At 70.2% G+C, this 12,912-nt stretch carries 11 protein-coding genes; 5 read left to right on the forward strand and 6 right to left on the reverse strand.

The genetic code is table 11. The annotated features are described in order from the left end of the window. Positions 1–219: 219 nt before the first annotated feature. Entirely contained in the window at positions 220–1,227 is a 1,008-nt protein-coding gene (locus BFF78_RS38630) for a (-)-alpha-amorphene synthase (protein WP_069784085.1), read from the reverse strand. Beyond that, positions 1,211–2,689 carry a cytochrome P450 gene (locus BFF78_RS38635; protein ID WP_335755374.1) on the reverse strand — a complete coding sequence of 493 codons (1,479 nt, stop codon included), beginning with the start codon at positions 2,687–2,689 and terminating at the stop codon, positions 1,211–1,213. Before BFF78_RS38635 ends, BFF78_RS38630 begins: the two co-directional genes overlap by 17 nt. Positions 2,690–2,908: 219 nt before the next feature. Here BFF78_RS38635 and BFF78_RS38640 point away from each other — a divergent pair, with 219 nt between their 5' ends. After that, positions 2,909–4,405: an acyl-CoA synthetase gene (locus BFF78_RS38640; RefSeq protein WP_069782699.1), complete on the forward strand. Its 1,497-nt coding sequence runs from the start codon at positions 2,909–2,911 to the stop codon at positions 4,403–4,405. 9 nt (positions 4,406–4,414) lie between these two features. On the opposite strand, the gene BFF78_RS38645 is transcribed toward BFF78_RS38640, so the two are convergent. Further along, entirely contained in the window at positions 4,415–5,287 is an 873-nt protein-coding gene (locus BFF78_RS38645) for a TIGR03620 family F420-dependent LLM class oxidoreductase (protein WP_069782700.1), read from the reverse strand. 268 nt (positions 5,288–5,555) lie between these two features. On the opposite strand from BFF78_RS38645, the gene BFF78_RS38650 reads away from it, so the two are divergent. After that, positions 5,556–6,641, forward strand: coding sequence for an IS630 family transposase (locus BFF78_RS38650; protein WP_069782701.1), 1,086 nt, complete (start codon positions 5,556–5,558; stop codon positions 6,639–6,641). Positions 6,642–6,686: 45 nt separating this feature from the next. Further along, positions 6,687–8,033 carry an IS630 family transposase gene (locus tag BFF78_RS38655; protein WP_079161095.1) on the forward strand — a complete coding sequence of 449 codons (1,347 nt, stop codon included), beginning with the start codon at positions 6,687–6,689 and terminating at the stop codon, positions 8,031–8,033. A gap of 24 nt (positions 8,034–8,057) precedes the next feature. Here the strand turns inward: BFF78_RS38655 and BFF78_RS38660 are convergent, their stop codons facing one another. After that, on the reverse strand, positions 8,058–8,390 hold the full coding sequence (locus tag BFF78_RS38660; protein WP_069782702.1) for an ArsR/SmtB family transcription factor: 333 nt from the start codon (positions 8,388–8,390) through the stop codon (positions 8,058–8,060). Between the two features lie 55 nt (positions 8,391–8,445). Next, on the reverse strand, positions 8,446–9,009 hold the full coding sequence (locus BFF78_RS38665) for a CGNR zinc finger domain-containing protein (protein ID WP_069782703.1): 564 nt from the start codon (positions 9,007–9,009) through the stop codon (positions 8,446–8,448). Positions 9,010–9,126: 117 nt separating this feature from the next. Here BFF78_RS38665 and BFF78_RS38670 point away from each other — a divergent pair, with 117 nt between their 5' ends. Then, a complete protein-coding gene (locus BFF78_RS38670) occupies positions 9,127–10,320 on the forward strand; it encodes an MFS transporter (protein WP_227026038.1) in 1,194 nt (397 codons plus the stop codon). Positions 10,321–10,427: 107 nt separating this feature from the next. Here the strand turns inward: BFF78_RS38670 and paaK are convergent, their stop codons facing one another. Further along, complete coding sequence (gene paaK, locus BFF78_RS38675; protein ID WP_069782705.1) at positions 10,428–11,732, reverse strand: phenylacetate--CoA ligase PaaK; 1,305 nt, start codon at positions 11,730–11,732, stop codon at positions 10,428–10,430. 172 nt (positions 11,733–11,904) lie between these two features. Here paaK and BFF78_RS38680 point away from each other — a divergent pair, with 172 nt between their 5' ends. Next, entirely contained in the window at positions 11,905–12,771 is an 867-nt protein-coding gene (locus BFF78_RS38680) for an alpha/beta fold hydrolase (RefSeq protein ID WP_069782706.1), read from the forward strand. The last annotated feature ends 141 nt before the right edge of the window (positions 12,772–12,912 follow it).

Raw genomic sequence — 12,912 nt, forward strand, 5'->3', positions numbered from 1 at the left:
GCTGTGTGATCGGTTGCCGCGGCGCCGTCGCCATGTGCCGTACCGCCTTCTGTCGTTCGGCCGGGGGAGCCGAGCGTACGCCTCAGGGAGGCGGGGCAAGTCGGATTGAGTTCCATGGAGTGAATGATTGACTGCAGGTGGGATAATCCCCGCTCGCAGGGTAGAGGACCCGACTGGACACCTTCCCGTGGCGCTCTCGCCAGAGCGCGACAGGTGTGGCTACGGCGCGGCGGGCACCGACATCACGTCCGCGTAGCGCGGCACGGTGCGGGACCAGTGGTAGCACCCGCGGATCCAGCCGACCATGCCCTCCACGTAGCCGACGCCCGCCGGGCTCAACTGCGGTTCGATCTCTGTGTAGAGATTCTGGAACTCCTCGATCGTTGCGTTGATCTCCTGGATCGCCAGGAGGATGGCGGCCTGCAGGGAGCATTGGTGCTCGCGCTGGTGGGCCAGGGCCAGATTGATCATTTCTCCCGCTCGCTGTTCTTTCACCGCGGAGAACAGGTCGGCCGTCCACACCGCCGCGTCGGCCGACAGCCGGCTCAGTCGCCGTACGACGGGGTCATGGAGCTCGGCTGGTGAGAGCTCGCGCGGCTGGGCGGCCTCGTACAGCGGGTAGAACGGCTCGACGCCCGCGGTCAGCGACCGTATGGAGGTGCAGTCGCCGGTCCGCACGAGGAAGGGGTCGGCCTGGGCCACCGCCTCGTACAACAGACCGTGCACGTATTCACGGCTCTGCCACGCCCATCGCGCGGCCTGCGCGGGCGTGCACCGTTGCCGGACCTGCCGGTGCAGATCGGCCAGGGCCGCTCCGAGGGGAGTGCTGGGCGCTCGGCCGTCCCGCAGAATCGCGATGCTTTCGCACAGCATCGGCAGCAGCCTGCCCGGAGAGTGCCGACCGAGGTCTTCCGCCCGGTCGTCGAAGACGAATTGATAGGCGATCTGACAGGCCACGATCTGGAGAAGACCGGAATCCAGGGTGGGACTGGTGAAGGACGCGAGCTCGGCGGGGCGGGTACGGGCGATCATCGCCGCCACACCTGGTACGTCGGTCAGCCCCCATAAGCTCAGCCATGCGTCGACGCCTGCCGTGGCTTCGGATTCATGGGGGTTGCGCAGGAACGGGAAGGGCATGCGGAGGTTGGTGTCGATCAGATCCCTGAGGGTCGAGACCGGAATTCCGTCCGGTACACCGACCGTGATTTCCTCATGCGTTGCCGACACCAGGGTCACCTGCCGTCCGGGAATCCGATGCGCGATGGGTGGCTGTTGTTCGGGGCGCCAGGGAGCCGGCGGAAGACGGGGTGTCTGACGTTGTGCGCGCAGGGGATTCGCAGGCCATGACCAGTGCGCGCGGTCCCATCGTGATCCCGGGGCGCGGTGGCCGTTCGACATACCCGGGCAGATGCCGCAGCCGCCGACGCCCCGCAAGGGTCGCGAGCGCCACCGTGGCCTCCACCATGGCGAATTCGTCACCGAGGCATTTGCGGTTGCCCGCGGAGAACGGGATCAGCGCGCGGCGCTGTTCGGCGGTGGGGTTTCCCGGCAGCCAGCGGTCGGGGTCGAAGCGTTCGGGGTCGGGGAACGACGACGGATCGTGGTGCAGGAGGTAAGGGCTGTACAGCACGGTGGCTCCCGCGGGCAGCCGGCACCCGGCGAGTTCCGTCTCCTTGGTGGCGACACGGGTGAAGAGCCAGCCGGGCGAGGAGTGGCGCAGCGTCTCGGAGACGACGCACCGGGTGTAGACGAGGTACGGCAGATCGCCGGGTCCGGGCCGTCGGCCTCCAGGGAGGACGGCGTCGAGCTCGGCGTGCAGGCGGCGCTCGGCGTCCGGATGGCGGGCCAGCAGACTGAAGGCGTCGGCCAGGCACAGTGCCGGGGCCTCGACGCCCGTGAGCAGCAGCGTGATCAGGTGATCGTGGACCTCCTGGTCGGTGATCGCGGCCGCCGGGCAGTCGCCGCGCTCGGCCGCGAGCAGAGTTCCCAGCACGTCGTCGCGTTCGGGACCTTGTCGGCGCTCCGCGATCACCGCGTCGATGATCGCGTGCAGCCGGGAGAGCGCGCGCCGATAGCGGCGGTTGGCGGGTGTCGGCAGCCGGAACAGGACGTCGATCGGTACGACCGTGCGGACGAACAGACCGCGGACGACGTCGGTGAGACAGTCCCGCACCTCGGCGGTCGTCGGCTCATCCAACGAGTCGGAGAGGAGGACACGGCTGATCACGCGCGTCGTCAGGGCCATCATCGCCTCGGTGACGGCGACCGCCTGACCCGTGGGCCACGCGTCGCACACCGCCTCGGCCTCCTCGGCGATCAGAGCCGTGTAGTCGGCGACATGGGAGGGACGGAAGCCGGGTTGCAGCAGCCTGCGCTTGTCCCGGTGCGTCGGCTGGCGGCATGTGACGAGACCGTCCCCCATCAGCTTTCCGAGCCTGTCGTACAGCGGGCCCCCCTTGTCGAAGGTGTGGGGATTCATGAGCACCTCGTGGGTCAGCTCCGGATGGCACACCATCCAGGCGCGCTGGGGGCCCAGCCGTATCTCGACCAGATCCCCGTGCTCTGGCAAAGAATTCAGAAACGCCAGCGGCCGGCGGTAGAAGGCGATACCGTGGCCGATGAGTGGGAATATGCCGGGAGCAGTACCTGTCCTCCACGCTCGTTTCTGTTCAGGCATGGCACGGCTCATGGATACCTCCTGCTCGACGTCACGCGGGAAAACGTGAACGTGCTTCGGATTTGACGCTCGAGACAAGTCCTGCCCAGGTTCAACGGTGCCCGGTGTCCGGAAACCTTTCTTCAAAGGGGCGCACGGGAGCGCGCAGAAGCAAAGCGTTCATTCGGCGAACGGCAGTTGGCGCCTCCCGGTGCTTGACCTGCCTCCGTGACGGACCGAGGATCAAGAGCCATGACGCAGGGACATGGCAGCACGGTCGACGGGGTGCTGCGCCGCAGCGCCCGGCGCACCCCGGCCCGCCTCGCGGTGGAGTACGGCGAGCGCCGCTGGACGTACGAGGAACTCGACGACGCCGTGTCCCGCGCGGCCTCCGTGCTGCTCGCGGCAGGGCTCACCCCCGGCGACCGGGTCGGCGCCTACGGCCACAACTCCGACGCCTATCTGATCGCCTTCCTCGCCTGCGCCCGTGCGGGCCTGGTCCATGTGCCGGTCAACCAGAACGTCACCGGGGACGACCTGGCGTACCTCCTCGGCCAGTCCGGCAGCACCCTCGTCCTCGCCGACCCGGACCTGACCGAGCAACTCCCGGACGGAGTACGGGTGTTGCCGCTCAGGGACGCCGAGGGCTCGCTCCTCGCCCGGCTCGCGGACGCGGCGCCGTACGACGGGCCCGAGCCCCGCACCGAGGATCTGGTGCAGCTGCTGTACACCTCCGGTACGACCGCCCTGCCCAAGGGCGCGATGATGACCCACCGGGCCCTCGTGCACGAGTACCTGAGCGCCATCACCGCCCTGGACCTGAGCGCCGGCGACCGGCCGGTGCACGCGCTGCCGCTGTACCACTCGGCCCAGATGCATGTGTTCCTGCTGCCCTACCTCGCCGTCGGCGCGACCAACATCATCCTGGACGCGCCCGACGGGGACCGCCTGTTCGACCTGATCGAGGCGGGCCGCGTGGACAGTCTGTTCGCGCCGCCCACGGTGTGGATCGGCCTGGCGGGCCGGGCCGACTTCGCCACCCGCGACCTCGACGGACTGCGCAAGGCGTACTACGGCGCCTCGATCATGCCCGTGCCGGTGCTGCGGCGGCTGCGGGAGCGCCTGCCGCGGCTCGCCTTCTACAACTGCTTCGGACAGAGCGAGATCGGCCCGCTGGCCACGGTGCTCGGCCCCGACGAACACGAGGGCCGGCTGGACTCCTGCGGCCGGACCGTGCTGTTCGTGGACGCCCGGGTCGTGGACGACAAGGGCGAGGACGTACCCGACGGCACGCCCGGCGAGATCGTCTACCGCTCACCGCAGTTGTGCGAGGGCTACTGGGACAAGCCCGAGGAGACCGCCGAGGCCTTCCGGGACGGCTGGTTCCACTCCGGCGACCTCGCGGTGCGCGACGCAGACGGCTACTTCACGATCGTGGACCGGGTGAAGGACGTCATCAACTCCGGTGGTGTCCTGGTCGCTTCGCGTCAGGTCGAGGACGCGCTGTACACCCATGAGGCCGTCGCCGAGGCCGCCGTGATCGGCCTGCCCGACGAGCGGTGGATCGAGGCCGTCACGGCGGTCGTCGTCCCGCGCGGCGAGGTGGCGGAGGAACAGCTCATCGCGCATGTGAAGGAGAAGCTCGCCCCCTTCAAGGCGCCCAAACGGGTGCTGTTCGTCGCCGAGTTGCCGCGCAACGCCAGCGGAAAGATCCTCAAGCGCGAACTGCGGGACCGCTTCAGCGGTTAGCCGAGGCCGTCAGCGGGTCTTCGACGGCAGCAGGGCATCGGCCAGCAACCGCCACTGCGGCAGCGCCGATTCACCCGGCCCCACGCCGATCACCTGCACGGCGACATGATCGGCGCCCGCCTCCACCTGCGCGTGCAGCTTCCCTGCGACCGTGTCCGGGTCCCCCCAGAACACGAGGTCGTCCACAAAACGATCGCTGCCGCCGCCGGAGAGGTCGTCGTCCGTGTATCCGAGCCGACGGAACTTGGCGAGGTTGTAAGGGGTTTCGAGGTAGCCGTGCAGGTGCTCGCGCGCGAGGGTGCGGGCCCGGTCCGGGTCGGTGTCGAACAGCACGGCGTGCTCGACGGCCAGGAAGGCGTCCGGCCCGAGGATCTCCCGCGCCTGCGCGGTGTGAGCCGTGTTCACATGGTAGGTCTGCGCCCCGTCGGCGCGGTCGCGGGCCAGCTCCAGCATCCTCGGGCCGTACGCGGCCAGCAGGCGCCGGACGGGCTGTGCCGGGTGGGGGCTGGGCGTCTCCATGGTGTCCAGCTCGTCGAGATACGCGGCCATCGCGGCGCGGGGCTTCACTCCCGGACGCGGCTGCCCGCCGAAGCCCAGACCGAGCACGTGCCGCCCCGGATAGGCGTCCGCGAGCAACAGCGCGGCGCCGTGCGTCCAGCGGGCCTCCCGGGACCAGATCCGGGCGATGCCGTTCACCACGCTCAGCCGCCGGGTGGAGGCGAGCAGAAACCCCGCGTGCGTGAACGCGTCCCGCCCGAGCAGTTCCGGGATCCAGACCGCCCGCCAGCCCAGATCCTCCAGTTCCTGGACCGACTCCCGCACCTGCGCGGCCGGCTGGTGCTCGAAGTCGAAGGTGTAGATCCCGAACGTGCCGAGGTCCATCGGTGCACTCCCATCGGGGATGGATCGATTCGCTGAATCGTAATATCGCAGAATCTCGATATGAAGCGCAAGCGGGCGCCACGAGGTGCGGCGGCGAGGGTGTGACGGCCAGGGGTGGTGGTGACCCGGGGCGGTGGTGACCCGGAGCGGTGGCGGCGGGGTTCTAGCGACCTGGTCTTGAGTTCACGTTTCGCCACGTGAGTCGTCGTTCGTTTCAGATTGCGGTGTGGGTGGTGACGGCGGCTGCCGGCTGCGGTCTGCTGGAGGTGTGGGCGACAGCAGGCTGCAGCCGCTGGTGTTATCCGAGGACGAGCGGCTGGTGTTGCAGGGGTGGGCCAAACGCCGGACAACCGCGCAGGGGCTGGCCAGACGGGCCCGGATCGTGCTGGCCTGCGCAGGGGGATTGAACAACACCGCAGTGGCTGCACGGCTGGGGACCGATCGCGCGACCGTGCGCCGGTGGCGGACCAGATTTCTCCAGTACCGGCTCGACGGGCTGTCCGACGAGCCACGTCCCGGTGTGCCCCGCACCATCACAGACGCCCAGGTGGAAGAGGTGGTGGTGCGCACTCTCGAAGAGGTGCCCGAGGGTGCCACCCACTGGTCGAAGCGGGAGCTGGCGAAGCGAGTGGGAATCTCTCCGACGAGCGTGCTGCGGATCTGGCGGGCGTTCGGGCTGCAGCCCTGGCGGACGGAGGATTTCAAGATCTCCCCGGACCCGCTGCTGATCGACAGGATCCAAGACGTGGTCGGGCTGTATCTCGCTCCGCCGGCGAACGCGGCAGTTTTCGCGGTGGCCGAGAAGCCGCAGATCCAGGCCCTTGAGCGGACCGCTCCGGTGCTGCCGATGGTGCCCGGCACCCCTGAGCGGCGCAGTTTCGACTACGTCCGGCACGGCACCGTGGATCTGTTCGCCGCCCTGAACACCGCCACCGGCAAGGTGATCGGGAAGCTGTCGGCGACGCATCGGGCGGTGGACTTCCGCGACTTTGTCGATGAGATCGACCGCCAGACCGATCCCGGCCTGGCGGTCCACGTGATCTGCGACAACCTCTCCGCCCACAAGGCGCCGGTCGTGCACAAGTGGCTTCTGGCCCATCCTCGGTTCGAGCTGCACTTCACCCCGACCTACTCGTCCTGGATCAACCAGGTCGAGCGGTGGTTCGCCGAACTACAGCGGCGATGTCTGGAGCGCGGGGTTTTCTGCTCACTCGACGAGTTGAAGACCGCGCTCAAGGACTGGATCAAGACCTGGAACGAGCAGGCTCGGCCCTTCAGATGGACCAAGACCGCGGACCAGATCATCGACCGCATCTGCGGCTACTGCGACAGGATCTCCGGACCAGGTCACTAGTGTGATGCGCCTGAAATCGCAGGCTTAAGTCTGTAGCCTGTTTTCATGTCTCGGGGTCCTCGTGCCGTCGAAGTTGTGCTGTCCGATGAGGAGCGCGCCGAGTTGTTGCGCTGGGCGGGCGGGGCAGTGGCGCCCCGTCTCGCCGAGCGGGCACGCATCGTCTTGGCGTGTGCGGATGGGAAGCCGAATACGCGTGTGGCGGCGGAGTTCAAGGTAACCGCGGACACGGTGAGGAAGTGGCGCTCGCGGTTTGCTGCCCGGCGGATGGCCGGGCTTGCGGATGAGCCGCGGCCGGGCCGACGCAAGTCGGAGCTGGTGCTCAGTGATGACGAACGGGCTCAGCTGACGCGTTGGGCGAGGCGCGCGAAGACCGCGCAGTTTTTGGCTCTGCGCGCGAGGATCGTGCTGCGGTGCGCGGAGGGCGGGACGAACAAGCAGGTGGCGGCCGAGCTCGGGGTGAGCGAGCAGTCGGTGAACCGCTGGCGGGCCCGGTTCGTCAAGCGGCGGCTGGACGGTCTGGTCGACGAGCCGCGGCCCGGCCGGCCGCCGTCCATCCTGCTCGACCAGGTCGAGGACGTGGTCGTCGCGACGCTGGAATCCGCCCCGGGCCAGGACACCCACTGGTCGCGGGCCTCCATGGCCGCCCGCACCGGGCTGTCGAAGTCCACCATCGGGCGGATCTGGAAGAAGTTCGACCTCAAGCCGCACCTGCAGGACGCCTTCAAGCTCTCCACCGACCCGCAGTTCGTCGCGAAGGTCGTCGACGTCGTCGGCCTGTACCACAACCCGCCGGAGAAAGCCGTGGTGTTGTGCGTGGACGAGAAGAGCCAGATTCAGGCGCTGGACCGCTCGCAGCCGGTGCTGCCGATGATGCCGGGCATGCCCGAACGGCGCACCCACGACTACCTGCGACACGGCATCACCAGCCTGTTCGCCGCCTTCAACATCGCCGACGGCACTGTCATCGGTGAACTGCACCGCCGCCACCGGGCCGTCGAGTTCAAGAAGTTTCTGGTCACGATAGACAAGGCGGTTCCTGCCGGGCTCGATGTGCACCTGGTGTGTGACAACTACGCCACCCACAACACCCCCGAGATCAAGACCTGGCTCGGCAAGCACCCCCGCTTCCATGTCCACTGCACTCCGACCGGCTCTTCCTGGATCAACCAGGTCGAGCGGTGGTTCGGCCTGCTCACCGACAAGCTCATCCGCCGAGGCGTCCACACCTCGGTGAAGGCGCTGGAGGAGGACATCAGGGCCTGGATCGACTCATGGAACGAGAACCCCCGGCCCTTCACCTGGACCAAGACCGCCGACGAGATCCTCAAATCCCTCGCCGACTACCTCACCAAGCTCACTCCGCCAGCCACCGAAAATCAGCGAGAGACTTAAGCCTGCGATTTCAGGCGCATCACACTAGAGTGTCTGCCCCAGTGCCGCGACAAGGTCGGCGATCCGCTGCTCGTCCCGCTTGTAGTGGGTCCACTTGCCCACGCGGGTGGCCCGGACCAGTCCCGCGCGCTGGAGTTCGGCCATATAGGCCGACACGGTCGACTGGGCCAGGCCCGCCTTCGCCTGGATGTGGCTCACGCACACACCGACCTCGGCCGGGTCGGCGATGGCCGTCTCCATCGGGAAGTGCCGCTCGGGCTCGCGCAGCCAGCGCAGCATCTGCAGCCGCATCGGATTGGACAGCGCCCGCAGCGCGTTGACCAGGTCCGGGTCGGGGGCGGGGGCGGTGTCCGTCATGGCTTCGGAGTATAGGGCCGCTGCGACGTTTCGGGGTACGTCGATACGACGCCGGTCAGCCGCCGGTCCTGCGGCGCAGCGCCTCCTTCTTCGCGCGGTTGCCGCAGGTGTCCATCGAGCACCAGCGCCGGGTGCCCGGGCGTGAGGTGTCCAGGAAGAGCGCTCCGCACGAGGTTCCGGCGCAGTCGCGGACTCGGTCCAGTGCCGGGGAGGTGACCAGGTCCAGCGCGTCCCGGGCGACGAGCGCGAGCATGGCGCGCACCGGGTCCTCGGCGTCCCAGGCCAGCCGCCCCGAGGAGGTGAGGGCGGGCACCGGCAGGGCGTGTGCCGCGGCCTCGTTGACCCGGGCGCGTGTCTCCGCGTCGGGTGTCCGTCCGGTGCGGGCGGCACCGACCAGGCGGTGGATCGCCTCGCGCAGCTCCTGTGCCGTGCGCACCAGGCCGGCCGTCGCCTGCCGGGCCTCGGCGGGGCAGGGGCCGCACTGCCGTACCCAGGCGGCCAGGGCCTCGGAGTCGGGCAGCTCCTCCACGGCGTCGGCCGTGCCCCGGTGGCGCAGGGTCCGGATGAAGTCCAGGCACGGGCGGCCCGCGCCCTGGCGGAAGCGGATGGTCGTCTGCACACCCTCACCCTACGGGAGAACCGGTTTAACTGGTACCTTGCGGGAACCGTTCAAACCGGTTCTCCGAGAGGTGTCCCCGTGTCCGCGTCCCGCGCGTTACCACCCCTGCCCCGCCGGGTGATCCTCGTCCTGGCGCTCGCCTGCGGAGCAAGCGTCTCGACCATCTACTTCCCGCAGGCGATCAGTTCGCTGATCGCCGCCGATCTGCGCGTCCCGGAGGGCTCCGCGGCCCTCGTCGTCACCGCGGCCCAGTTCGGTTACGCGGGCGGCGTCTTCCTGCTCGTCCCGCTCGGCGACCGGCTGCCGCCCCGCCGGCTGATCGGCACCCTGCTCGCGCTGACCGCGGCGGGTCTGGTCGTCGCCGGAACCGCGCCGACGCTGTCCGTCCTCGTGGTGGCGAGCGCGGCCACCGGTGTCACCACCGTCGTCCCGCAGATCATCATCCCGATGACCGCCGGGCTCGTACCCGCCGAGCGCCGCGGTGCCGTCACCGGCACCCTGCTCAGCGGACTCATCGGCGGCATCCTGCTGGCCCGCACCTTCAGCGGCACGCTCGGCGAGTGGCTGGGCTGGCGCGCCCCCTACCTTGTCGCCGCGGTGCTCGTGCTCGCCCTCGCCGTGACGCTGGCCCGAGTGGTGCCGGAGACCACACCCTCGTCCGAACAGCGGTACCTCGACCTCATATCCGCCCCGCTGCGCCTGCTGCGCGAGGAACCCGACCTGCGCCGCTCGTGCCTCTACCAGGCCACCGTCTTCGCCGGCTTCAGCGCCGCCTGGACCGCGCTCACGCTGCTGGTGACCGGGCCGGCGTACGGGATGGGCGCCCAGGCCGTGGGGGTGCTCGGACTCGTCGGTGCCGCGAGCATGTTCTGCACCCCGCTCGCCGGTCGCGCGGCCGACCGCCGGGGACCCGACACGGTGAGCCTGTGGTGCCTGCTCGGGGTGATCGGCTCGGCGGGGGTGCTGGCCCTCGGCGGGATCGGCGGCACGGCCGGTCTCGTCGTGCTGGCCGGCGGCATGCTGCTCCTCGACGTCGCCGTGCAGAGCGGCCAAGTCGCCAACCAGGCCCGCAACTTCGCGCTCCGGCCCGACGCGCGGGCCCGGATCAACACCGCTTACATGACGTGCGCCTTCCTCGGCGGCAGCGCCGGGTCCTGGCTCGGGGTACGGGCGTACGGCCGGCTCGGCTGGCCGGGGGTGACGGGGCTGGTGGCCCTGTCCGCCACGATCGCACTGACCCGGCATCTGACCAGGCGACGTACGGCCGCCCTTCCCACCGAGGAGACGGCGACGCCGAGCCGGGTGCCGTGACGTGGGTCCGGTGAGGCCGGGCTGAGCCAGGTCGGGGTCGGCCAGGGCGCCAAGTCCCCCCGTGCCCGCCGTGCCGACCTACCCGTTACCCCGCCCCGGCCCGCCCCCTACCCCGCAGGCCGTGTCCGCAGATCCACGATCCGGCGGATCTTGCCCACGGACCGCTCCAGCGACTCGGGCTCCACGATCTCCACGTCGACGGACACCCCGATCCCGTCCTTCACGGCCGCGACGATGGACCGGGCCGCCGCCTCCCGTGTCTCCGGGCCCGCGTCCGGGCGGGCCTCGGCCCGGACGGTCAGCCGGTCCAGCCGGCCCTCGCGGGTCAGCCGGAGCTGGAAGTGGGGCGCCACGCCGGGGGTGCGGAGCACGATCTCCTCGATCTGGGTCGGGAAGAGGTTGACCCCGCGCAGGATCACCATGTCGTCACTGCGCCCGGTGATCTTCTCCATCCGCCGGAACACCCGCGCCGTGCCGGGCAGCAGCCGGGTGAGGTCCCGGGTGCGGTACCGGACGACCGGCATGGCCTCCTTGGTCAGGGAGGTGAACACCAGCTCCCCCTGCTCGCCCTCCGGCAGTACCTCACCCGTGATCGGGTCGACCACTTCCGGATAGAAGTGGTCCTCCCAGATGGTCAGTCCGTCCTTGGTCTCCACGCACTCCTGAGCCACACCGGGGCCGATCACCTCGGACAGTCCGTAGAGGTCGACGGCGTCGATCGCGAACCGCTCCTCGATCTCGTGCCGCATCTGCTGGGTCCAGGGTTCGGCGCCGAAGACGCCCACGCGCAGGGAGGTGCCGCGCGGGTCCACGCGCTGCCGCTCGAACTCGTCCAGCAGGGTGAGCATGTAGGACGGTGTCACCATGATCACGGCAGGCTGGAGATCCTGGATCAGCTGCACCTGCCGGGCCGTCATGCCGCCGGAGGCCGGGACGACCGTACAGCCCAGGCGCTCGGCACCGTAGTGGGCGCCCAGACCACCGGTGAACAGACCGTAGCCGTAGGCCACATGCACGATGTCACCGGGCCGCCCGCCGGCCGCCCGGATCGACCGCGCCACCATGTCGGCCCACATGGAAAGGTCGTTGTCCGTGTAGCCGACCACCGTGGGGCGTCCGGTGGTGCCACTGGAGGCGTGCAGCCGGCGGATCCGCTCGCGCGGCACGGCGAACATGCCGTAGGGGTAGTTCTCCCTGAGGTCGGCCTTGGTCGTGAAGGGGAAACGCGCCAGATCGGCGAGGGAACGGCAGTCCTCCGGGCGGACGCCGGCCTTGTCGAAGGACTCCCGGTAGAACGGCACGTTGTCGTAGGCGTGCCGCAGCGAGGTGCGCAGCCGCTCCAGCTGCACTTCCCGCAGTTCCGCGGGCCCGAGCCGTTCGCCCGCGTCGAGCAGGTCCGTCGCGTCCGCCATCGAGTCGCCTCCCTCGCCGTCCGTACATTCCGGGCGACCGATCATTCGGTCGAGTCGTTCGGGGCCCAGTAATCCAGGCCATGCGGCCAGAGGCAAGGGGGATGCGGTGACTTTCTGCGCCGACCGCGCCGGAACGTTGCGCCGTTCCGGCGGGGCCCGACATGATCACGCCATGCCGACCTTCACCACACCCGACGGCACCCGGCTCGCCTACCACCTGCGGGGTGCCGGTGAGCCGCTCGCCGTCCTGCCCGGCGGCCCGATGCGTGCCTCCGCCTACCTCGCAGACCTCGGCGGACTGACCGCGCACCGCCGCCTGGCCCTGCTGGATCTGCGGGGCACCGGTGACTCCGCGGTGCCGGCGGACCCGGCGACCTACCGCTGCGACCGCATGGTCGAGGACGTGGAGGTATGGCGGGCACACATGGGTCTGGAACACATGGATCTGCTCGCCCACTCGGCGGGCGCGGCCCTGGCCATGCTCTACGCGGCCCGCCACCCGCGGCGGATCCGGCGGCTGCTGCTGATCACGCCCAACCCGTCCGCCCTGGGCGTCCGGGCGACCCCCGAGGACCGGCTGGCCGCGGCCCGGCTGCGCACGCAGGAGCCGTGGTTCGCGGAGGCGTTCTGGGCCTTCCGGGACTGGCTGGCGGGGGAGGCGGACTTCGACGACGTGTTCCTGCCGTTCTTCTACGGCCGCTGGGACGACGCGGCCAGGGCGCACGCGGACGCCGACGTGGAGCAGACCAACGAGGAGGCGGCGGAACGCTACTTCGCCGACGGCGCCTTCGCCCCGGACACGACCCGGGCCGCCCTCGCCGAGCTGACCGCCCCGGTCCTCGTCCACGCCGGGGAAGTCGACGGCGGCCCGCGCCCGGACCTGGCCCGCCGGGCCGCCGAGGCCTTCCCGAGGGCCGAGATCGCCGTCCAGCCCGGCGCCGGCCACTACCCCTGGCTGGACGACCCGGAGTGGTTCGTGCGACGCGTCCTCGCCTTCCTCGACGGGCCGGCGGGTCCCGATCTGCCCTGGGCAGAGTAGGCGGCCAGGGCCGGACCGCCCGGCCGGCGTGCCCGGCATGGGCTTCGCGGCGCGCGCTGTACACCGGCGAGGCGAACGGCATCACCCTGGACTGCCGGGCCTGGGGCCCGGCGGACGTCCCGCCCGTCGTCCTGTTGCACC

The sequence above is a fragment of the Streptomyces fodineus genome (assembly GCF_001735805.1).
GTDB classification, from domain to species: Bacteria; Actinomycetota; Actinomycetes; order Streptomycetales; family Streptomycetaceae; genus Streptomyces; species Streptomyces fodineus.